The sequence below is a fragment of the Streptomyces sp. NPDC028910 genome, assembly GCF_055564955.1.
Genome location: NZ_JBVHVF010000012.1, coordinates 173,054 through 193,999, shown reverse-complemented (window position 1 = coordinate 193,999; position 20,946 = coordinate 173,054). Strand labels below are relative to the sequence as shown.

The following is a 20,946-nucleotide window of genomic DNA, read 5'->3' as shown; positions in this document are numbered from 1 at the left end:
TATGTGGGTCCCCACTCCCCCCCCCCCCCCCCCCCCAACCCCCCCCCCCCCCCCCCCCCCCCCCCCCCCCCCCCCCTTCCCCCCCCCCCCCGCTGTCGTGCCGGGAGGGGTTAGCTGGAAGGTGAACCGGGGGCTCACTGTGGGCGGGCCGCCCTGGTCCGCCGGCCCCGCGGTGAACGGAGGCCACCCGTGATGTCCAGCACCGTCAAGGACATGCTCGCCACCTACCCGGCCGACCTCGGCGACATCGACCAGGCCAAGCTCACCAAGTGCATCGAGGAATGCATCGCCTGCGCCCAGGCGTGTACCGCCTGCGCGGACGCCTGCCTGTCCGAGGGCATGGTGGGTGACCTGACCAAGTGCATCCGCACCGACATGGACTGCGCCGACATCTGCACCGCAACCGCGGCCGTCCTGTCCCGCCACACCGGCTACGACGCCAACATCACCGCCGCAATGCTCAAGGCGTGCGCCGTCGCCTGCAAGGCGTGCGCCGACGAATGCGGCTCCCACGCCGACATGCACGAGCACTGCCGCATCTGCGCCGAAGCCTGCCGCTCCTGCGAACAGGCGTGCAACGACCTCCTCGCCGCTCTTGGCTGACGTCCAGCGAACCATCCCACCGACTCGCCCTACCCACGCCGCCGTCAAATCCCTCGACGCCCTTCCTGAATACCCCTGGGGGGTATAACGTTCTGCTCGATCGAAGATACCCCCTGGGGGTACACGGGCTTTCGTGGAGGGCAGAGGGATGTCAACCGTCAATCCCCGGCGCTGGTGGGCGCTGGGCGTGCTGGCCGCAGCACAGTTCATGGTGATCATGGACACGTCGATCATCGGCGTGGCCCTCCCGCAGATGCAGCGGGACCTGGGCTTCTCCCAGGGAGACCTGCAGTGGGTGTTCAACGCCTACGTCATCGCCTTCGGCGGACTGCTCCTCCTGGGCGGGCGCCTGTCGGACCTCCTCGGTGCGCGGCGGGTCTTCGCGGCCGGCTGGGTGGTGCTGACGGCCGGCTCGGTCGTCGCCGCCGCGGCAAGCACGGCCTGGGTGGAGATCCTCGGCAGGGCGGTGCAGGGCGCGGGCGGCGCGCTGATCGCCCCGGCGTCGATGACGCTGCTGATGATGCTCTTCGGCCACGACCCGAAGGAGCTCGGCAAGGCTCTCGCCCTCTACGGTGCGGCCGCTCCGGCGGGCGGTACGGCCGGGGTGTTCCTGGGCGGGGTGTTCACCCAGTGGGCGAGCTGGCCGTGGATCTTCATCATCTACGTCCCGATCGGCATCGCCACCCTCGCCGCGACCGGGCTCCTTCCGGCGGTCGGCAAGCGCAGGGGTGCCGTGGACGTCCTGGGCGCGGCCGCCGTCACGGCCGGCCTCGCGCTCGCCGTCTTCGCCATCGTCCGCGCCCCCGAGGCCGGATGGACCAGTACGCAGACCCTGCTCGAACTCGGCGGCGCCGCAGTCCTGCTGGCCGTCTTCCTGGTCGTCCAGAAGTCGGTGAAGGCGCCGCTGATGCCGCTCTCGATCTGGCGCACCCCGGGCCTGGGCATCTCCAACCTGGCAATGGCGCTGCTCGGGGCGGCGTGGATCCCGATGTGGTACTTCCTCAACCTCTACCTCCAGCAGGTCCTCGGCTACGGCGCCTTCGCCAGCGGCGCGGCCCTGCTGCCGATGACGGCCCTGCTGATGGTGTTCATGACCACCATCACCGCCCGCCTGCTGGGCCGGTTCGGGCCCAAGCCTCTGATCGCCAGCGGACTCCTGGTACTCGCCGCCGGTCTGCTCTGGCTGTCCGCGGTCGAGCCCACCGGCACCTTCGCCGTCGACGTCCTGCCCGCCTCGCTGGTCGCCGCGACCGGCATGTCCTTGGCGTACATTCCGGCGCTGATGTCCGCCATGGCCGGCGTACGGCAGGAGCAGGCCGGACTCGCCTCCGGCATCGTCAACACCACCTACCAGGTCGGCTCCGCCCTCGGCCTCGCCGCGCTGACCGCCGTCGCCGCCTCCCACGGTGCAGGTCAACTGGGCGACCTGCCCGCCCTGACCGACGGATTCAGTGCCGCCTTCCTGTGGGCCGCCGCCATCGCCGCCGCCGGCGGCCTGCTCACCGCCGCACTCATGAAGGGCAAGCGGGGCGGCCAAGCCGTCGCTGCGGCGCAGGAACCGGCCGCGGAGGCCGCGCGCGTCACCAAGTGACGTGCGCAGGAAACCCAGGAGGGGCCACCGGACGGCAATCCGGTGGCCCCTCCTCGCGTGCGGGTCAGTACGCGGTCTGTCGAGGCAGCGAGCTCTGCTCACGCTGCCGACGGCGCCCGTAACGGGTCACCCCACGTGGCTTGAACACCGACAACGCCGCCGCCGTGAGCAGCACCACCAAGGCGGCGGCCGCGTCCGCGATCAGCTGGACGCGCATGCCCTCCAGCTCGCCACCGGCGAGCGCAGCCTGGGCGGCAGCGTCGGCGACGTGACCAACCGGCTGCATGTGCACCAGGAGAAGGAGGGTGGCGAGCACGGTGATCAGCAGTTTCGCGATCACCCAGTAGTGGCGCACCAGCCCCCACACCGAGCCCAGGGACTGCACCACCCCGGTCACCAGCGAGGCGACGCTGAACGGCACGATGACGAACCAGCCCACCAGCTCCATCGCCAGATACGCCCCGCGGACCGTCTCGGGCGAGCTGCTGGTCAGGCCGGCAACGGCCAGCGCCAGGAAGGCGGCGACTGCGCCGAGCCAGCCGACGGAGGCGGTGACATGCGCGGTCAGTGTCAGCTTGCGCAGCTGCGGGCCGAACGGCGTCATGGCGTGTGCCCGACCATGCCGCCCCCGGCCAGGTGCACGATGACGAATACCGCGATCAGGACGACCGCGACCACCGCGGACACCTTCACCCAGCGCGGCGCCCCGCCCTCATCGGGGTCATGGGAACGATTCGGTGAACCGGCCATGGCGTCCTCCACGAGTTCCGTACGGCAGGCGAACCACCGCAAACGTTTTTACGAGACACAGTGTCTCTCTCCCGACGGAGTGTATCCAGTCGAGGACATCCGTATCCTGGGTGGGTGCCCAAGCTGTGGAACGAGACGATCGACGCGCACCGCCACGCGGTACGCGAGGCCATCCTGGACACCACCGCACAGCTGGTGAAGACCGGCGGCCTGCGGTCGGTGACCATGTCCCAGATCGCCGAGCACGCCGGCATCGGCCGCGCCACGCTCTACAAGTACTTCCCCGACGTCGAAGCCGTCCTCCTCGCCTGGCACGAACGACAGATCACCGCCCACCTCCACCAGCTGGCGGAAGTCCGCGACCGCCCCGGCACCGCACAACAACGCCTGCACGCCGTCCTCACCGCGTACGCGGTCATCGCCCGCCAGCGCCACGGCGGAGAACTCGCCACCCTCCTGCACCAAGGCGAACACGTCACCCACGCCGAACGACATCTGGCCGGCATCATCGAAGACCTCGTCGCCGAGGGCGCCCGGGAAGGCGACGTGCGCGACGACATCCCGCCCGCCGAACTCGCGCAGTACTGCCTCCACGCCCTGACCGCCGCCGCCTCGCTGACATCCAAGGCTGCCGTCCAGCGGCTCGTCGAGGTCACCCTCGCCGGCCTACGGCCGGTTCCCTGACGCCTCCGAGACCGGGCCCGGCGGCCTCCACCTCGCCGCGCCGGGCGGGTTCACTGGCCGGGCGCAGCTCAATGCTGGTGGCCGTCGTCGTGAGCGGGCTGCTTGCTCGGCCGGGTGTCGTTCGCGGGCGCGGAGGGCTCGGCTGGCTGGGGGCTCGATCCGGGTGTGCCGCTGCCGTGGTCGGCGTCATGCCCTCCATCGCTGTCCTTCTCGGTCACCGCACCGCTGTGGCTGTGCCCGCCTCCCTGTTCGGCCACGGTCGGGGCAATGTGGCGCAGGCCGGCGAAGGTAAGGGCCGCGACCACGAGGACTGCCAGGCCCATCAGGCCGAAGATCCGGCGCCAAGGTGTCTTGTCCTCCTTCAGGAAGTAGGCGACGAAGGACAGGACGATGCCCAGCGGTATCAGGACGGCACAGCGGGAAGGAAGGTCTGCGAAATGCTGCATGCCGCCACTGAGCATGCCGAGGCCGAATGAGAGCATCGTCGAGGCGCCAAGCACCCTGGCCATGCGGGACAGGGCGGGCCTCTCGGACGCCAGGATGAACTCGTTGAGGACGGTGGCGACCAGGAAGACCAGCACGCCGACGGCGGCGATCATCGTGTAGCGGGTCGGATCCATGGGGTGGTGCACCACCGCGCCACTGATGAGCCCCGCCCCCACGTAGTAGCCGACGTAGCCGAGGTAGCGCCACCCCGCCAGAGGGGTGCCTTGCCGCTCTCGCCTCCGAGCCGAACGGCGGCGGCTGGAGGGCTGCGACGGGGAAGAGGACGGGCTTGTGGCGAGACCGGATGAGGATGACACGAGCTGGCCTTTCACGGTGAAGGTTCGGTGGGGCAGGGGTGGGCCGGTCGACCTTGGACACGTCAGCGAGGCAAGAGGCAACAGACGGGCTGGCTCATGACCTGAGGGCAGGTTCCCGGCACAGCGGAGCCAGGCCGGCCCGTACTGCGCGCCGGCTCTTGCACGCGAGCAGCAGCGCGCGGTGCCACGAGGCATGGCCGGATTGCCGCGAACGTTCAGGTGAACGCGCGGTGAGGTAGGTGCCTGAGACTCGTCGACCGTTGTCGAAGGCGCGAAACGCTATACCCGGAGAACCGTGAAATCCGGGAAGGGGGGCGACGCCCAGGGAACGACAGCGGGTTGGACGGCGGTCTCACCGTACGAGTGCGGAGGTCGAATCGCCTCAAGCGGAGACTCGCACGGGGCGGCCAGCAGGGCACCCTGCTCCGGCTGACCGGACACACACTGGTGAGCCGCATGATCCGGCGCCGGGGCATCTTCACGGTTGCCGGGCAGCTCATCAAGGTGCGAGCCCGGCCCGTCATGGCTGTGCTCGCCACCCGCAGCGGATTCTTCCGTGTGCAGGGCGGCCAGGCTGAAAGCCCCGGGGTGCGCATGGCCTGCGGCGCTCTCTCCGCTGACACCATGCGTGTACATCACTGCAAGAAGTAGCGCGGCCAGCACGCAGAAGCGCAGCGGACCCGCCGAACGAGAGCGGGACCGCGGCACCCTGAGGACCGGCCGGGTCGCAACCATGCCGGGGAGCATAGCCCGTACCTCGGGGAGAGGGCCCACCCATCTCAGGGGCCAGGCACACCGGCCAACACGCTCCGATGTCGGCGCTCGTCTCCGACGAAGCCAGGGACGAGGTAGACGGAGGGCGGACAGGGAGCCGCGCCGCCGCCCACAACGAAGAAAGCCGCCTCCCGCACCGGGGTTGTCCCCCTGTGCGGGCGGCGGCTTTTCCATGCTGACGGCACATCAGGAAATGAGCCGGGCGTGCGTCAAACGTGCGTCACGAGCGTCAAACCAGCGTCAAGATATCGCCCTTAACGCCCACAGCGCACATCACGCACACCGCCCTAAACCTCAGGTCAGAGGCCCTTCGCGATCGGTTCAAGGATCGCGACGCATTCCACGTGGTGCGTCATCGGGAAGAGGTCGAAGACGCGCAGCGTGCGGACCTTGTAGCCGTTTTCCTTGAAGTAGCCCAGGTCGCGGGCCAGCGCCGCCGGGTCGCACGCCACGTAGGCGATGCGGCGCGCGGACAGGCCCGCGATGTGGCGGACCGTCTGCTTGCCGGCGCCCGCGCGGGGCGGGTCCAGGACGACCAGGTCACACTCGGTGATCCCGGTCTTCGGCAGGATCTGCTCGACCTTGCCCTGCTCGATGCGGACGCGCGGCATGTCCGCCAGGTTGTGCCGGGCGTCCTCCACCGCGCGCTTCGTCGACTCGATGCCGAGCACCGCGCCCGTTTCGCCGAGCCGCTCCGCCAGCGCGCCCGCGAAGATGCCGACGCCGCAGTAGAGGTCGAGGGCCATCTCGCCCTTGCGCGGCATCAGGCCCTGCATGACCGCCTTGATCAGGGTGTCCGCGGCCTGCGGGTGGACCTGCCAGAAGCCGCCCATGCCCACGCGGTACGTACGGCCGTCCGCGCGCTCCCGTACGAAGGGGCGGCCGTGGACCCGGTGGACGCCGCCGTCCTTCTCCTCGACCCGGAGGACCGAGACCGGCTTGTCGAGCTCGACCAGCGGCAGGCGGCCGCCCGGGCGCGGGGTGAGGACGACTTGCCGGTCTCCGGAACCGGAGGCCGCGATGGCCTCGACGGTGGCCATCTGCGGCCAGTCCTGCTTCTCGATGCCCAGCTCGCTGACGCCCGGCGCCGCGATCATGCAGTGGTCGATCGGCTCGATCTCGTGCGAGCGGTGCTTGCGCAGGCCGACGGTGCCGTCCTCGTCGATCGCGAACTGCACGCGGGTGCGCCACTGCGGCACCTGTCCGGCCGGCAGCTTGTCGCCCTCGGCGGGCATCACGGTGCCGTCCCAGCCGGCTTCCTCCGGGGTGAGTCCGGCGAGCCGCTTCAGCTGCTCGGCGACGACCTCGCCCTTGAGCCGGCGCTGGGCGCCGGGCTTGGCGTGCTGCCAGTCGCAGCCGCCGCACTTGCCGGGGCCGGCGTACGGACAGGGGGCCTCGATCCGGTCCTTGGAGGCCTCCAGCACGGTGATCGCGTCGGCGCGCAGGTAACGGGAGTCCTCGTCGCCCTCGGTGACCTTCGCGATGACCTTCTCGCCGGGCAGGGTGTGGCGGACGAACAGGACCCGGCCGTCCGCGGTGCGGGCGATGCAGTGCCCGCCGTGTGCGACGGGACCGACCTCGACCTCGTACTCCTCCCCGACCAGTGACCGCTTCTCGTTCTGCTCGACGCTCGTCATGGTGGGGAGACTCCAAAAAACTGAAAAGGGGAACGGCCGGACGACCGACCCACCAGTTTACGTGGATCTCGTCCGGCCGTTCACCAACCGGCCCCGCCGCGACTTCGCCTCCGCTGCTCCTCCGCCGCTCCGCCGCCGCTACTTCGCCGCCGGGTCCCTCGGACGCGGGGTGTCCACCGGGCCCCGGCGCACCGCGCCCGGGGCGTTCCATTCCTGGCGCTTCTTCGCCCGCCTCTTGGCGAGCTCCGAGGACTCCAGCTGGTAGGGCACCGAAGTGACCATCACACCGGGCGTGAAGAGCAGCCGGCCCTTGAGACGCAGCGCGCTCTGGTTGTGCAGCAGGTGCTCGTACCAGCGGCCGACGACGTACTCCGGGATGTAGACGCTGACCGCGTCGCGCGGGTTCTCGCTGCGCAGGCCCTTCACGTACTCCACCACCGGGCGGGTGATCTCCCGGTACGGCGAGTCGAGGATCTTGAGCGGGACGTTGATCCCGCGCCGGTCCCACTCCACGCGCAGCGCCTTGGTCTCGGCCGGGTCGACGCTGATGCTGAGCGCCTCCAGGGTGTCCGAGCGGGTCAGCTTGGCGAAGGCCAGCGCGCGCAGCGTGGGCTTGTGGACCTTGGAGACCAGGACGATCGAGTGGACCCGGGAGGGGCGCACGCTGTCGTCGCTCGGACCCTCGGCCGCGGCGATCTCCTCGGAGACCCGGTCGTAGTGCTTCCGGATCGCGCTCATCGTCCCGTAGAAGATCAGCATGCCGAGCAGGGCGACCCAGGCACCGTGCGTGAACTTGGTCGCCAGGACGACGACCAGCACCATGCCGGTGAAGAAGGCGCCGAAGGCGTTGATCGCCCGGGAGCGGTACATCCGGCGGCGCGCGGCCGGTTCGCGCGCCGACGCCAGGTGGCGGTTCCAGTGCCGGACCATGCCGATCTGGCTCAGCGTGAAGGAGACGAAGACGCCGACGATGTAGAGCTGGATCAGCTTGGTCGAGTCCGCGTCGTAGATCCAGACGAGCAGTATGGCGGCGCCCGCGAGCAGCACGATGCCGTTGGAGAAGGCGAGCCGGTCGCCGCGCGTGTGCAGCTGGCGCGGCAGGTAGCGGTCCTGCGCGAGGATCGAGCCGAGCAGCGGGAAGCCGTTGTACGCCGTGTTCGCGGCGAGGAACAGCACCAGCGCGGTGGCCGTGGCCAGCAGGATGAAGAGGAAGCTGCCGCTGCCGAAGACGGCCTCGGCCACCTGCGAGATCACCGGGTTCTGGACGTACTCGTCACCGACCGGGACGCCGTCCCGCAGCAGGTCGTGGGCGGGATTCTCGGCCATCCGCACGTCGCTGGCCATGGCCAGGCCGATGATCCCGCAGAACATGGTGACCGCCAGGCCGCCCATGTACGCGAGGGTGGTCGCCGCGTTCTTGCTCTTGGGCTTGCGGAAGGCGGGGACGCCGTTGCTGATCGCCTCGACGCCCGTCAGGGCGGCGCAGCCGGAGGAGAAGGCGCGCAGCAGCAGGAAGACCATCGCGAAGCCGGCCAGGCCCTGCTGCTCGGCCTTGATCTCCAGGTCGGCGGTCGGCGCCGTCATGGGGTCGTCGAGGACGATGCCCCGCCAGGCACCCCAGGCGATCATGACGAAGACGGCGGCGACGAACACATAGGTCGGGATGGCGAAGAGCTTGCCGGACTCCTTCACACCGCGCAGGTTCATCAGCGTGAGCAGAAGGATCATGACGATCGCCGAGAGCACCTTGTGCTCGATGACGAAATCCACGGCGGAGCCGAGGTTCTCGACGCCGGAGGAGATCGACACCGCGACGGTCAGGACGTAATCGACGAGCAGGGCGCTCGCCACGGTCAGGCCGGCCTTGGGTCCGAGGTTGGTATTGGCCACCTCGTAATCGCCGCCACCGCTCGGGTAGGCGTGGACGTTCTGACGGTAGGACGCGACCACGGTGAACATCAGCACGACGACCGCGAGGGCGATCCAGGGGCTGAACTGGTACGCCGACACGCCCGCGATCGACAGGACCAGCAGGACCTCGCCAGGGGCATATGCCACGGAGGAGAGCGGGTCGGACGCGAAGACGGGGAGGGCGATCCGCTTGGGAAGGAGGGTTTCTCCGAGGCGGTCGCTGCGTAGCGCCCGGCCGATCAGGATCCGTTTGGGCACGTCGGTCAGTTTGGACACGCACAGGATCGTAAGCGTTCGAAATGAGACTGACGAACCCCCACCCCCTCATACCGCAATCCCGCCGCAATTCCTCCCCGACCGCACCACGACCGCGTCGCAAGCCGCCCCATGAGTGACCGGCCGTGTGTAGCTTGGGGGTGGTCTGAGACCCTGTTAAACCAGAGCATGCAATGAGGCTGGGAACCAGCGAGTCGCTGACAGCCGGAAGGACGGCCGTGCACATCGTCATTATGGGCTGCGGAAGAGTGGGCTCCGCCCTCGCGCAAACCCTGGAACAGCAGGGGCATACGGTCGCCGTCGTCGACCAGGACCCCACCGCATTCCGCCGGCTCGGAGCCGGATTCGGCGGCCGTCGCGTCACCGGGGTCGGCTTCGACCAGGACACCCTGCGGGAGGCCGGAATCGAGGACGCGGGCGCCTTCGCCGCCGTCAGCAGTGGTGACAATTCCAACATCATCGCCGCCCGCGTGGCCCGGGAGATGTTCGGCGTCGAGAACGTCGCCGCCCGCATCTACGACCCCAAGCGCGCCGAGGTCTACCAGCGCCTCGGCATCCCCACCGTCGCCACCGTGCGGTGGACCGCCGACCAGATGCTGCGCCGGCTGCTGCCGTCGGGCGCCGAGCCGCTGTGGCGCGACCCGAGCGGTGGTGTGCAGCTCGCCGAGGTGCACACCTCCGCCGCCTGGATCGGGCACAAGGTCAGCAAGCTCCAGGAGGAGACCGGCGTCCGCGTCGCCTTCCTCACCCGCCTGGGCGAGGCCATGCTGCCCACGTCGGCGACGGTCCTGCAGGAGGGCGACCTCGTCCACGTGATGATGCGTACGAACGAGATCGACAAGGTCGAGGCGGCTTTCGCCGAGGGGCCTGAGGAGGCACACGCATGAGGGTCGCGATCGCCGGGGCAGGCGCGGTGGGCCGCTCCATCGCGGGCGAACTGCTGGAGAACGGCCACGAGGTGCTCCTCGTCGACAAGGCACCGACCGCCATCTCGGTGGAGCGGGTGCCGCAGGCGGAGTGGCTGCTGGCCGACGCCTGCGAGATCACCTCGCTGGACGAGGCGGCGCTCCAGCGCTGCAACGTGGTCATCGCGGCGACCGGTGACGACAAGGTCAACCTCGTCGTCTCGCTGCTCGCCAAGACCGAGTACGGGGTGCCGCGCGTGGTGGCCCGCGTCAACAACCCGAAGAACGAGTGGCTCTTCAACGAGTCCTGGGGCGTGGACGTGGCGGTCTCCACGCCGCGCCTGATGTCGGCCCTGGTCGAGGAGGCCGTCAGCGTCGGCGACCTGGTGCGGCTGCTGCGCTTCAGCCACGGCGACGCCAACCTCGTCGAGCTGACCCTGCCGCCCGACTCCTCGGTCGCGGGTACTCAGATCAGCGAGATCACCTGGCCCGAGGACACCTCGCTGGTCACGATCATCCGGGGCAACCGGGTCCTCACCCCGCACGGGGAGGAGACCCTGGAGCCGGGTGACGAACTGCTCTTCGTGGCCGCCCAGGCCCGCGAGCAACAACTGGAGGACCTCCTCCAGGCCCGCCGCTAGCCCTGCGGGCACGCTCGGCCGACTGGCCGGGGCCGGGGCCGGGGCCGTGTGAGGGCGGGCAGCCGATGGGCTGCCCGCCCTCACACGTCTCCGGCGCGGCGCCAGTTCCGGGGCACCGGCGCGGCGCCACTGCCGGACCCGCCCGGGACCCCGCGCCTCACGCGTCGCGGCGCGGCGCCGTTGCGTGGCTCCGCCCCGGACCGCGCGCCTCCATCGCCGGCGGGGCGTGGAGGGCGCCCGGCAGCCGCGGGCCGGTCAGAGGCCCGGTTCCTTCGTGGCGGCCTTCGCCGCCTTCTCGGCCTTCTCGGCCTCCTCCTTGGCCTCCCACTCCGCGATCACATCGATCGGCGGCGGCGCCTTCGCCAGGAAGACCCAGGTGAAGTACACCGCGAGCACCATCGGCGGGAGCTTCAGCGTGATCAGCACCCAGCCCAGCTGCGTCGCGTCACCCCACCAGTACAGCGGGAAGAGGATCGCGTACTTGGCGAGGAAGATCAGGCCCCAGGCCAGGCTGGCCTTGACGTACGCCTTCTTGCGCCCGGGGTTGCGGGTGCGCCAGGACAGGTTCTCCTTGAACACCGGGCCCAGGATCACGCCGAGCAGCGGGAAGCCCACCAGCGCCGAGACCGTGAAGGCCACGCCCAGGCCGACCCCGTAGATCATGCCCGGCAGGTAGAAGCCCTTCGCGGTGCCCGTGAACAGGGCGAAGGCCACGCCCACGCCCACGCCGAAGACCCCGCTGAAGGCGTGCTTCACCGTGTCCTTGCGCAGCAGCCGCACGATCACGAGCAGGACCGCGACGGCGCCCGCGGCGATGGCGGACAGCTTCACGTCCCTGTTGATCGTGTAGATCATGACGAAGAGCAGCCCGGGGAGCATCGTCTCCACGGTGCCCCGAATGCCCCCGAAGGCGTCGAACAGCGCCGCCTGCGTCACCGCCTTCTGGTCCTCGGAGGGGGCTGCGGCGGGTTCTGGGGTGGTCGGTTTGTCGAATGACGTCACCGGTCAGTGCTCCTGTCCGAGCGGTCGGAGTTCGTACTTCGGGTTGAAGAGCACCCGGCGGCCGTGGCTCATGGAGATGCGCCCGGAAGCGATCATGCGCCGCCCCGGCTCGATTCCCACGATCGAGCGACGCCCGAGCCAGACCACGTCCAAGGCGGCCGAGCCGTCGAACAGCTCCGCCTCCAGGGCGGGGACGCCCGCCCGCGGCCGCAGGGTGACGGTACGCAGGGTTCCCGTCACCTTGACTATCTGGCGGTCGTGGCAGTCGCAGATCCGCGTGCAGCCCGCGGCTTCTGCGTCCTCCTGCAGCTCCGCCGAATGCAGCTCCTCCTGGGAGGTGGACAGCCGCTCAATCATCCGGCGGAACCGGCCCGCAGGCCTGGCCGGCTTCACGGGCTTGTCGGGACGCGGTTCAGCACTCATACAGGGAAGCGTACCGGCGCGCCCGCTACCTCTCGAAGCGGTATCCCATGCCCGGTTCCGTGATGAAGTGCCGCGGATGCGAGGGGTCCGCTTCGAGCTTGCGTCGCAGTTGCGCCATGTAGACCCGCAGATAGTTCGTCTCGGTGCCGTACGAGGGCCCCCAGACCTCCTGGAGCAGCTGCTTCTGGCTGACCAGCTTGCCGCCGTTGCGGACCAGCACTTCCAGCAGGTGCCACTCGGTGGGCGTCAGCCGTACGTCGCGTCCCTCGCGCACGGCCTTCTTGGCCGCCAGGTCCACCGTGAAGCCGTCGGTCTCCACGACCACCGCGTCCTCGGCGGTGCCGGCCGGCGGTTCGGCCCGGCGGACGGCGGCGCGCAGCCGGGCCAGCAGCTCGTCCATGCCGAAGGGCTTGGTGACGTAGTCGTCGGCGCCCGCGTCCAGGGCTTCGACCTTCTCGTCGGAGCTGTGCCGGGCGGAGAGGACCAGGATCGGCACCCGGGTCCAGCCGCGCAGCCCCTTGATCACTTCTACGCCGTCCATGTCGGGCAGACCGAGGTCGAGGACGACCACGTCGGGGTGGCGGGCCGCCGCGAGCTCCAGCGCGCTCGCTCCGTCGGCGGCCGCGTCGACCTCGTACTTGCGTGCCTTCAGATTGATCACAAGGGCTCGGACGATCTGCGGCTCGTCTTCCACCACGAGCACCCGGGTCATTGCGGTCCTGCCTTCTGTCGCGTCATCCGATCACGGTCGTGATCACGTTCCACTATGTCCACTCCGGCTCCAGCTCCGGCTCCGGCTCCGGCGTCGGCGTCGGTACCGCAACCGCTACCGGTACCTCGCCCTTCGCCGTCCATCGTGACGGGCGCCGTTGCCGCCTCCCGGGGCACCGCCCGCAGGGTGAGCACCATGGTCAGCCCGCCGCCGGGGGTGTCCTCGGCCGCCAGGGTGCCGTCCATGGCCTCGGCGAAACCGCGGGCGACCGCGAGCCCGAGGCCCACGCCGGCGCCGCGCGGGGCGTCCCCGTACCGCTGGAAGGGCGCGAAGATCCGGCCCTTGGCCTCGTCCGGCACCCCCGGCCCGCGGTCGACGACCCGCACCTCGACCCGGTCGCCGAGGAAGCTCGCCGCCACCAGCACCGGCTCCCCCGCCGGGCTGTACTTGACGGCGTTCTCCACCACGTTGGCCACGGTCCGCTCCAGCAGCCCCGGATCCACCGCCACCATCGGCAGCGTCTCGGGCACGTCCAGCACCACGCTGTCCTCCGGTACGCCGCCCAGCGCCATCGGGACCACCTCGTCGAGGTCGATCTCCCGGATCAGCGGGGTGACGGTGCCGGTCTGCAGCCGGGACATGTCCAGCAGGTTGCCCACCAGGTGGTCGAGGCGGTCGGCGCCGTCCTCGATGCCTTCGAGGAGGTCGGCCCGGTCCTCCTCGGACCACTCCACGTCGTCGGAGCGCAGCGAGGTCACGGACGCCTTGATGGACGCCAGCGGCGTACGGAGGTCATGGCTGACGGCGGCCAGCAGCGCGGTCCGGATCCGGTTGCCCTCGGCCAGCCGCCGCGCCTCCTCGGCCTCCCCGACCAGCCGCTGCCGGTCCAGGACCACGGCCGCCTGGGCCGCGAAGGCACCGAGCACCCGGCGGTCCTCGGCGGGCAGCACCCGACCCGACAGCGCCAGCGCCATGTGGTCCCCGATGGGCATGTCCACATCGGCGTCCTCGGGCCGGTCCACCGGGCCGGGGCCGACGCTGCCGGCCCGCTTCCAGGGCTCCACGTCGCTCGCCCGCTCCAGCAGGGCCACGGACTCCATGGCGAAGGTCTCGCGCACCCGCTCCAGCAGCGCGTCCAGCGTGGTCTCCCCGCGCAGCACGCTGCCGGCCAGGAAGGAGAGGATCTCGGACTCGGCGCGCAGCCGCGCCGCCTGGTGGGTGCGCCGGGCGGCCAGGTCCACCACGGAGGCCACGGAGACCGCGACCCCGAAGAAGACGGCGATGGCGACGATGTTCTTGGGGTCGGCGATCGTCCAGGTGTGCACCGGCGGGGTGAAGAACCAGTTCAGCAGCAGCGAGCCGACGGCGGCGGAGGCGAGGGCCGGCCAGAGTCCGCCGAGCAGCGCCGCCGCCACCGTCAGCGCCAGGAAGAGCAGCATGTCGTTGGCGAGCCCGAGGTCCGCGGCGACGTGCGTGAGCAGCAGGCACAGCAGTGGCGGGCAGAGCACCCCCACCGCCCAGCCCGCGAGGATCCGGGTCCGCCCGAGCCGGGCCGCCGAGCGGACCACGGGCAGGCCGCGCCCCTTGGCGACCTCCTCGTGCGTGACGATGTGCACGTCGAGGTCGGGCCCCGAGTCGCGGGCCACGCTCGCGCCGACGCCGGGGCCGAAGACGTACTGCCACGAGCGGCGGCGGCTGGAGCCGAGCACGATCTGGGTGGCGTTGACCCCGCGCGCGAAGGCGAGCAGCGCGTCGGGGATGTTGTCGCCGATCACATGGTGAAACGTTCCGCCCAGGTCTTCGACGAGCGCCCGCTGGACCGCGAGCTCCTTCGGCGAGGCGGCGGTCAGGCCGTCGCTGCGGGCGATGTAGACGGCCAGGATCTCGCTGCCCGAGCCCTTGGCCGCCATCCGCGAGGCGCGCCGGATGAGCGTGCGCCCCTCCGGCCCGCCGGTGAGCCCGACGACGATCCGCTCCCGCGCCTGCCAGGTCGAGCGGATGTCGTGCTCGCCGCGGTACTGCTGGAGGTACTCGTCCGCCCGGTCGGCCACCCACAGCAGCGCCAGCTCGCGCAGGGCGGTGAGGTTGCCGGGCCGGAAGTAGTTGGACAGCGCCGCGTCGACCTTCTCGGGCCGGTATATGTTCCCGTGCGCCATCCGCCGGCGCAGCGCCTGCGGGGACATGTCGACCAGCTCGATCTGGTCGGCCCTGCGGACCACCTCGTCCGGCACGGTCTCCCGCTGCCGCACGCCGGTGATCGACTCGACCACGTCCCCGAGCGACTCCAGGTGCTGGATGTTCACGGTGGACACGACGTCGATGCCGGCCCGCAGCAGCTCTTCCACGTCCTGCCAGCGCTTGGAGTTGCGCGAGCCGGGCACGTTGGTGTGCGCGAGCTCGTCCACGAGCGCGATGGCGGGCCTGCGGGCGAGGAGCGCGTCCACGTCCATCTCCGTGAAGGCGGCTCCGCGGTACGCCAGGGTCCTGCGCGGCACCTGCTCCATGCCGTGGAGCACGACTTCCGTACGCGGCCGCCCGTGGTGCTCGACGAAGCCGACGACGCAGTCCGCGCCCCGTTCCACCCGGCGATGGCCCTCGGAGAGCATCGCGTAGGTCTTGCCCACACCGGGTGCCGCGCCGAGATAGATCCTGAGCTTGCCGCGTCCCATGCGCCTCATTCTCCGGGACGTCCGCGGGGTGCACGCGCCGATCGGCGCCCGCGCGACGATCTCTGACGGTTCCCTGACGCGCTCTGACGGTTCCCTGACGCGGTTGCCCGGCGCGGCGCGCGAAAGCCGGTGGGCCCTCCCCCGAAGGAGGAGGGCCCACCGGCCGAAAACATGACGTGGCCCCCTGTGCGCGGGGCCCGGCCGTCCGAGGTCAGCGGACCTCGGTGATCTCCGGGCCGCGCTCCAGCTGGCCCATGCCGCCGCCGAAGCGGGAGCCTTCCTGCTCCTCCGTCTGCACGCCGTCCGGCACCATCTGGGCATCGTTCGGCAGCTTCAGGACGATCGGGTCGCGGGGGGCCATCGGGCCGTCGCCGCGGACGACGACGGTGTCCCGGAAGATCTGCTCCACCACGCCCGCCGACTCGGGGCGCACCGCGGCCTGGCCGGAGATGACGCCGCGCAGGAACCAGCGCGGGCCGTCGACGCCGACGAAGCGGACCAGCTGGAAGCCGCTCTGCCCGTCCGGGAGCGGTACGGGCACCTGTGCGCGCAGCTCCCAGCCCAGCGAACCCTGGGCCTCGTCGATGATGCCGCCCTGCCGGGTGATGCCCGTGGCGATCTCCTCGCGGACCTCGCCCCAGATGCCTTCCTTCTTGGGCGCGGCGAAGGCCTGCAGCTGCACGGCGCTGTCGCCCAGGACCACGGTCGCGGCCACGATCGCGTCACCGGCGACTTCGACGCGCAGTTCCATGCCCTCGACACCGGGTACGAGGATGCCGCCCAGGTCGACCCGGCCGTCGGCCGGGTTCCCGGGCACCTCGGTGATGTCCCAGGGCCCGTCGGGCCGCGGGGCCGGCGGCAGGTTCACCCGGCGCGGCGCGACGGCGTCGTCCCGCCCGGCCGCGTCGTCCTGCTCAGCGGAGCCGACGCCGTCGACGACCTGCTCGGCCGCGCCGCCGTCCTTGGCGGAGTCGTTCTTCTTGCGACGTCCGAACACGTCACTGTCCTTCCCGGTCGGTTACGACCGAAGCGTAGCCATTCCCACCCTGCTGACCAGCCCCGGATCCGGCCACGGCCGCATGACCGCCGGTGGAGCCGAAACCCCCCTCGGCCCGGGCCGAGCCGGGAAGTTCCGCCACCTCGTGGAAGCGCACCTTCTCGACCCGCTGGACAACCAGCTGGGCAATGCGGTCGAAACGCTCGAACCGGACGCTCTCGCGAGGGTCGAGATTGACCACGATCACCTTGATCTCCCCACGGTACCCGGCATCCACCGTCCCCGGGGCATTCACGAGTGCGAGCCCGCAGCGGGCGGCCAGGCCCGAACGCGGGTGCACGAAGGCCGCGTACCCGTCGGGCAGGGCGATGGACACCCCGGTGGGCAGAACGGTGCGCTCGCCGGGCTCCAGCTCGGCGGCCTCGGTGGTCACCAGGTCGCAGCCGGCGTCGCCGGGGTGACCGTACGCCGGAATCGGAACCTCCGGGTCGATACGACGGATCAGCACGTCGATCTCATGACGGGGGTCGTGGTGGTTCAGGGACATCAGGGGTTCACCTCGAAGGCGCGTGCGCGCCTGACCTGGTCCGGGTCGGCCATCGCCGCCCGGATCTCCTCGGGCCGTCCGTTGTCGATGAAGTGGTCGACCTTCACCTCTATGAAGAGGGCGTCGGCACGCACGGCGACCGGGCCCTGCGGACCGCCTATCCGGCCGACGGCGGTGCAGTAGATCTTCCGCCCGGCGACGGCGGTGACCTCTGCCTCCAGGTACAGCACGGTGTCCACGGGCACGGGCCGCACGAAGTCGGTCTCCAGCCGTCCGGTCACGGCGATGACGCGCAGCAGCCAGTTCAGGGAACCCAGCGCCTCGTCGAGCGCGGTGGCGAGCACCCCGCCGTGGGCGAGGCCGGGAGCGCCCTGGTGCGCCGGCTTGACGGTGAACTCGGCGGTGATGCGCACACCCTCGCCCGCGCGGGCCTCCAGGTGCAGTCCGTGCGGCTGGCCCCCGCCGCAGCCGAAGCAGTGCTCGTAGTGCGCACCGAGGAGCTCGCCGGGTGCCGGCGCGTCGGGGTGCCGGACCGGTGCGGTGGCATCGGCCGGGGGCGTCAACGCTGTGTTTCGTCCACTCACAGCCGCAGACCTTACCCGCGCGGCTACCCACCGGTCGCCTCGTGGCAGGCTTGACCGCATGCAGCTCTCCACCGCGCACCACGACGAACGCCTGACCGCCCCCCGCTCCTGGTGGGGCATCGCCGTCCTGATCGGCCTCGCCTGCGCGCTGATGCTGCTGCCGCTGGGCACGATGCCGCTGCTGGCCGGTCTGGTCGGGGGCACCGGGCTGGCCGGGCTGCTGGTGAGCTCGTACGGGTCCGCGCGCGTGCGCGTGGTGAACGGCGCGCTGGCGGCCGGGGACGCGCGGATCCCGGTGACGGCCCTGGGCGAGCCCGAGATCCTGGACGCCGAGGAGTCGCGCGCCTGGCGCACGTACAAGGCGGACACCCGGGCCTTCATGCTGATGCGCAGCTACGTTCCCACCGCGGTCCGCATCGAGATCACCGACCCCGCCGACCCGACCCCGTACGTCTACGTCTCCACCCGCGAGCCGCACGCCTTGGCGGCGGCGATCAGGGCGGCCGGAACCAGCACCGCCGGCGTGTGAGGCGCGGGGGCCGGGGCGGGCGGAGCCCCGGCAGCGGCGCTCAGCCCTTCGGCTCGGGACCGGCACCCTCGATCGCGGCCCTGGCGGCCCCGCGAAGGGGCTGGGAGGGCTGTTCCAGGGGCGGGAGCTGCGGCAGGGCGTCCCAGGGCACGGCGCGGCTCCGCAGGTCACCACGCACCTTCTCGGCGACTTTCCGCGTATCCCGGCGGTACATGACCGCGCCGACCGCCGCGCCCACCATGAACGGCATGAGGTTCGGCAGGTTGCGGAACATCCGCTTCGTGATCTGCTGGCGCAGTTCGCGCTTCATCTGCCCGCCGAGCGCCGCGTTCAGGGTCGTCGGTTTGGTCAGGTCGACCCCGCGCTCCTCGGTCCAGGCGGTCAGGTAGGCGAGGCTGCGTTCCTTGAGGTTGCCGGGCGGCCGCAGGCCGTAGACCTCGTGGAGCTCGGCGATGAGCTTCAGCTCGATCGCCGCGACGCCGGTGACCTCCGCCGAGAGCTCCAGCGGCATGGCGGGCGGTACGGGCATCATGGCCGCCGCGCCGATGCCCGCGCCGACGGTGGACGTGGCGTTGGCGGCGCCCGAGATCAGCTTGTCGGCAAGCTGATCGGGGCCGAGGCCCGGGAACTGTGCGCGCAGGGTCGCGAGGTCCCGAACCGGAACGCGCGGTGCGTTCTCGATGATCCTGTCGGTGACGTAGAGGGCGGCGTCCCTGACACTTTCGCCGCCCTTGCGCACACCGTTCTTGACGGCTCGCAGCCGGCGAGCCCCGGAAGAGCGCCGGGACTCCTCCTCGGTCTCCGTGGCCGACGGCACCGCCGGGGCGGTGTCGGAGGGCACGGCGATCGCCTCACTGGCGGAGCCGCCGGGGGCCGGACCCGTTTCCGGGCCCGTGGTTGCCACCTGCGTCTCCGCCGGTTCACCCGCCTTTCGGAAGCGGCGCTTCCGAAAAGGTGTCGAGCCAGGCACGGCCGACGCCTCTCAGTCGCAGTCGCGACAGATCGGCTGGCCGTTCTTCTCACGTGCCAGCTGGCTGCGGTGGTGCACCAGGAAGCAGCTCATGCAGGTGAACTCGTCGGCCTGCTTGGGCAGGACCCGAACGGCCAGCTCCTCATTGGAGAGGTCCGCGCCGGGAAGCTCCAGGCTCTCGGCCGAGTCGAATTCGTCCATGTCGACGGACGAGGACGACTTCTCGTTGCGTCGGGCCTTCAGCTCTTCAATGCTGTCGTTGTCGACGTCATCGTCGGTCTTGCGCGGGGTGTCGTAGTCCGTTGCCATTGTTCGCTCTCCCCCTCTGGGTGTTAGCGGTGTCTCAGCGCACGTAACGCACGAGAGGCCGGACTTGTGCCCGACCTGAGGCGGAGATTTTGCCTCACATCAAGGTCTGTTACTCAATCGACACCCAGCCGCCCACCTGAAGGGGCGATTGGCTGGGATGACGACCGGGACCGTACACGGTCCGGGGGCCGTCTTGCACAAACGCCACCCCGTGTATTTCCCGCCATTCAAGGCACCGGAAACCCGGACTTCCCGGGCTTTCCGGCCGCCCCGGAGTCACTGAACGCACATGGACCGACACTCGCCACTGTGATCGATCACACAGGGGCGATTATTTTCGTGGTCCAAGTATTCAGCCAACAGCGAACACGGCGTGCAGATCTCACAAGGGAAGAGTGACACGCATCACGAGGCCACCGCCCTCCCGGGGCATCGCCTGGATCCTGCCGCCGTGTGCGCGCGCCACAGAGCGCGCGATCGACAGACCCAGCCCGACACCCTTGTCGCTGCCCGTGCGCTCCGTACGCAGCCGTCTGAAGGGCTCGAAGAGGTTCTCCACCTCGTACGCGGGAACAACGGGACCCGTGTTCGATACCAGCAGCACCGCCTGACCGTGCTGGGCCTCGGTGGTGACCTCCACCCAGCCGTCCTCCGGCACGTTGTACCGGACGGCGTTCTGCACGAGGTTGAGCGCGATCCGCTCCAGCAGCACCCCGTTGCCCTGTACGACGGCCGGCGCGCGCTCGCCGCGGATCTCCACGCCCTTCGTCTCGGCCTCGCCCCGTACCTGGTCGACGGCGCGCGAGGCGACCTCCGCCAGGTCCACGGGCTTGCGCTCGACGATCTGGTTCTCACTGCGGGCCAGCAGCAGCAGGCCCTCGACCAGCTGCTCGCTGCGCTCGTTCGTGGCCAGCAGGGTCTTCCCGAGCTGCTGGAGCTCGACGGGAGCCCCGGGGTCGGAGAGGTGGACCTCCAGCAGGGTCCGGTTGATCGCGAGCGGCGTGCGCAGCTCGTGGGAGGCGTTCGCCACGAACCTCTGCTGGGCCGTGAAGGCGCGCTCCAGCCGGTCCAGCATCTCGTCGAAGGTGTCGGCGAGCTCCTTGAGCTCGTCGTCCGGCCCGTCCAGCTCGATCCGCCGGGTCAGGTCGGAACCGACCACCCGGCGGGCGGTCCGGGTGATCTTGCCGAGCGGCGAGAGCACCCGGCCGGCCATCGCGTAGCCGAAGGCGAAGGCGATGACGCTCAGGCCCAGCAGGGCCATGAGCGACCGGCTGAGCAGATCGTCCAGGGCATGCTTGCGCTGTTCGAGGATGCACTGGCCGATCGCGGCGTTGAACTCGTCGGACGACTGGTTGGGGCGCACCGCGGAACAGGTGGGGCTGTAGACCTGGATGTTGTCGCCGCCGACGATCTTGAACGGGAGCGCGTTGCCCTCCCGCAGAGCCTGCGCCGCCAGCAGGTAGATGATCGACAGCAGCAGGATGCCGGCGATCAGGAACATCCCGCCGTACAGGAGCGTGAGCCGTATGCGGATGGTCGGCCGCAGCCAAGGGAAGGGACCCTCGGGCTGGCCGGGATCCCAGGTCGGTTTGGGCGGGGCCGGCGGGGGCGTCGCAGTGGGTGCCACCT

22 protein-coding genes are annotated in these 20,946 nt (G+C 70.7%); 7 read left to right on the top strand and 15 right to left on the bottom strand.

Annotation, left to right across the window (positions count from 1 at the left end; genetic code table 11):
- Window positions 1-192: 192 nt before the first annotated feature.
- Window positions 193-603 (top strand): four-helix bundle copper-binding protein, encoded by a 411-nt coding sequence (locus tag ACZ4TV_RS17505; protein ID WP_468135517.1) that lies wholly within the window; start codon window positions 193-195, stop codon window positions 601-603.
- A 148-nt stretch (window positions 604-751) separates the two neighbouring features.
- Complete coding sequence (locus ACZ4TV_RS17500) at window positions 752-2,194, top strand: MFS transporter (protein ID WP_468135515.1); 1,443 nt, start codon at window positions 752-754, stop codon at window positions 2,192-2,194.
- Window positions 2,195-2,258: 64 nt separating this feature from the next.
- Here the strand turns inward: ACZ4TV_RS17500 and ACZ4TV_RS17495 are convergent, their stop codons facing one another.
- Window positions 2,259-2,798, bottom strand: coding sequence for a hypothetical protein (locus tag ACZ4TV_RS17495; RefSeq protein ID WP_468135513.1), 540 nt, complete (start codon window positions 2,796-2,798; stop codon window positions 2,259-2,261).
- Window positions 2,795-2,944 (bottom strand): hypothetical protein, encoded by a 150-nt coding sequence (locus ACZ4TV_RS17490; protein ID WP_468135511.1) that lies wholly within the window; start codon window positions 2,942-2,944, stop codon window positions 2,795-2,797. The genes ACZ4TV_RS17495 and ACZ4TV_RS17490 overlap by 4 nt, the downstream gene beginning before the upstream one ends.
- A 114-nt stretch (window positions 2,945-3,058) precedes the next feature.
- On the opposite strand from ACZ4TV_RS17490, the gene ACZ4TV_RS17485 reads away from it, so the two are divergent.
- Window positions 3,059-3,628, top strand: a complete 570-nt coding sequence (locus tag ACZ4TV_RS17485) for a TetR/AcrR family transcriptional regulator (protein WP_468135509.1) — start codon at window positions 3,059-3,061, stop codon at window positions 3,626-3,628.
- Window positions 3,629-3,696: 68 nt separating this feature from the next.
- Here ACZ4TV_RS17485 and ACZ4TV_RS17480 read toward each other — a convergent pair whose 3' ends face one another.
- Window positions 3,697-4,248 (bottom strand): hypothetical protein, encoded by a 552-nt coding sequence (locus ACZ4TV_RS17480; protein WP_468135507.1) that lies wholly within the window; start codon window positions 4,246-4,248, stop codon window positions 3,697-3,699.
- Window positions 4,249-4,878: 630 nt separating this feature from the next.
- Between ACZ4TV_RS17480 and ACZ4TV_RS17475 the strand changes: the two genes are divergently transcribed.
- On the top strand, window positions 4,879-5,082 hold the full coding sequence (locus ACZ4TV_RS17475; RefSeq protein ID WP_468135505.1) for a hypothetical protein: 204 nt from the start codon (window positions 4,879-4,881) through the stop codon (window positions 5,080-5,082).
- 422 nt (window positions 5,083-5,504) lie between these two features.
- On the opposite strand, the gene ACZ4TV_RS17470 is transcribed toward ACZ4TV_RS17475, so the two are convergent.
- Together ACZ4TV_RS17470 and ACZ4TV_RS17465 are read right to left on the bottom strand one after the other, a co-directional pair.
- Window positions 5,505-6,842: a class I SAM-dependent RNA methyltransferase gene (locus tag ACZ4TV_RS17470; protein WP_468135503.1), complete on the bottom strand. Its 1,338-nt coding sequence runs from the start codon at window positions 6,840-6,842 to the stop codon at window positions 5,505-5,507.
- Between the two features lie 138 nt (window positions 6,843-6,980).
- Window positions 6,981-9,029 (bottom strand): APC family permease, encoded by a 2,049-nt coding sequence (locus ACZ4TV_RS17465; protein WP_468135501.1) that lies wholly within the window; start codon window positions 9,027-9,029, stop codon window positions 6,981-6,983.
- 218 nt (window positions 9,030-9,247) lie between these two features.
- Between ACZ4TV_RS17465 and ACZ4TV_RS17460 the strand changes: the two genes are divergently transcribed.
- Entirely contained in the window at window positions 9,248-9,916 is a 669-nt protein-coding gene (locus tag ACZ4TV_RS17460) for a potassium channel family protein (protein WP_468135499.1), read from the top strand.
- Window positions 9,913-10,575: a potassium channel family protein gene (locus ACZ4TV_RS17455; protein WP_468135497.1), complete on the top strand. Its 663-nt coding sequence runs from the start codon at window positions 9,913-9,915 to the stop codon at window positions 10,573-10,575. The genes ACZ4TV_RS17460 and ACZ4TV_RS17455 overlap by 4 nt, the downstream gene beginning before the upstream one ends.
- Before the next feature lie 255 nt (window positions 10,576-10,830).
- Here the strand turns inward: ACZ4TV_RS17455 and ACZ4TV_RS17450 are convergent, their stop codons facing one another.
- The 7 genes from ACZ4TV_RS17450 to ACZ4TV_RS17420 form a co-directional block, all read right to left on the bottom strand.
- Window positions 10,831-11,577 carry a DUF3159 domain-containing protein gene (locus tag ACZ4TV_RS17450; RefSeq protein WP_468135495.1) on the bottom strand — a complete coding sequence of 249 codons (747 nt, stop codon included), beginning with the start codon at window positions 11,575-11,577 and terminating at the stop codon, window positions 10,831-10,833.
- A gap of 3 nt (window positions 11,578-11,580) precedes the next feature.
- Window positions 11,581-12,000, bottom strand: coding sequence for an OB-fold nucleic acid binding domain-containing protein (locus ACZ4TV_RS17445; protein ID WP_468135493.1), 420 nt, complete (start codon window positions 11,998-12,000; stop codon window positions 11,581-11,583).
- Window positions 12,001-12,025: 25 nt separating this feature from the next.
- Entirely contained in the window at window positions 12,026-12,712 is a 687-nt protein-coding gene (locus tag ACZ4TV_RS17440; protein ID WP_468135491.1) for a response regulator, read from the bottom strand.
- Complete coding sequence (locus ACZ4TV_RS17435; RefSeq protein WP_468135489.1) at window positions 12,709-15,381, bottom strand: DUF4118 domain-containing protein; 2,673 nt, start codon at window positions 15,379-15,381, stop codon at window positions 12,709-12,711. The genes ACZ4TV_RS17440 and ACZ4TV_RS17435 overlap by 4 nt, the downstream gene beginning before the upstream one ends.
- A 211-nt stretch (window positions 15,382-15,592) precedes the next feature.
- Window positions 15,593-16,378, bottom strand: coding sequence for a DUF3710 domain-containing protein (locus ACZ4TV_RS17430; RefSeq protein WP_468135487.1), 786 nt, complete (start codon window positions 16,376-16,378; stop codon window positions 15,593-15,595).
- Between the two features lies 1 nt (window position 16,379).
- Complete coding sequence (dut, locus tag ACZ4TV_RS17425; protein ID WP_468135485.1) at window positions 16,380-16,925, bottom strand: dUTP diphosphatase; 546 nt, start codon at window positions 16,923-16,925, stop codon at window positions 16,380-16,382.
- Window positions 16,925-17,509, bottom strand: coding sequence for a PaaI family thioesterase (locus ACZ4TV_RS17420; RefSeq protein ID WP_468135483.1), 585 nt, complete (start codon window positions 17,507-17,509; stop codon window positions 16,925-16,927). Before ACZ4TV_RS17420 ends, dut begins: the two co-directional genes overlap by 1 nt.
- Before the next feature lie 58 nt (window positions 17,510-17,567).
- Here ACZ4TV_RS17420 and ACZ4TV_RS17415 point away from each other — a divergent pair, with 58 nt between their 5' ends.
- Complete coding sequence (locus ACZ4TV_RS17415; protein ID WP_468135481.1) at window positions 17,568-18,038, top strand: DUF3093 domain-containing protein; 471 nt, start codon at window positions 17,568-17,570, stop codon at window positions 18,036-18,038.
- Between the two features lie 40 nt (window positions 18,039-18,078).
- Here ACZ4TV_RS17415 and ACZ4TV_RS17410 read toward each other — a convergent pair whose 3' ends face one another.
- The 3 genes from ACZ4TV_RS17410 to ACZ4TV_RS17400 form a co-directional block, all read right to left on the bottom strand.
- On the bottom strand, window positions 18,079-19,008 hold the full coding sequence (locus ACZ4TV_RS17410; protein WP_468135479.1) for a hypothetical protein: 930 nt from the start codon (window positions 19,006-19,008) through the stop codon (window positions 18,079-18,081).
- 12 nt (window positions 19,009-19,020) lie between these two features.
- Window positions 19,021-19,317 carry a DUF4193 domain-containing protein gene (locus tag ACZ4TV_RS17405; protein WP_030036261.1) on the bottom strand — a complete coding sequence of 99 codons (297 nt, stop codon included), beginning with the start codon at window positions 19,315-19,317 and terminating at the stop codon, window positions 19,021-19,023.
- Between the two features lie 382 nt (window positions 19,318-19,699).
- Entirely contained in the window at window positions 19,700-20,944 is a 1,245-nt protein-coding gene (locus ACZ4TV_RS17400; RefSeq protein ID WP_468135477.1) for a sensor histidine kinase, read from the bottom strand.
- Between the last annotated feature and the right edge of the window lie 2 nt (window positions 20,945-20,946).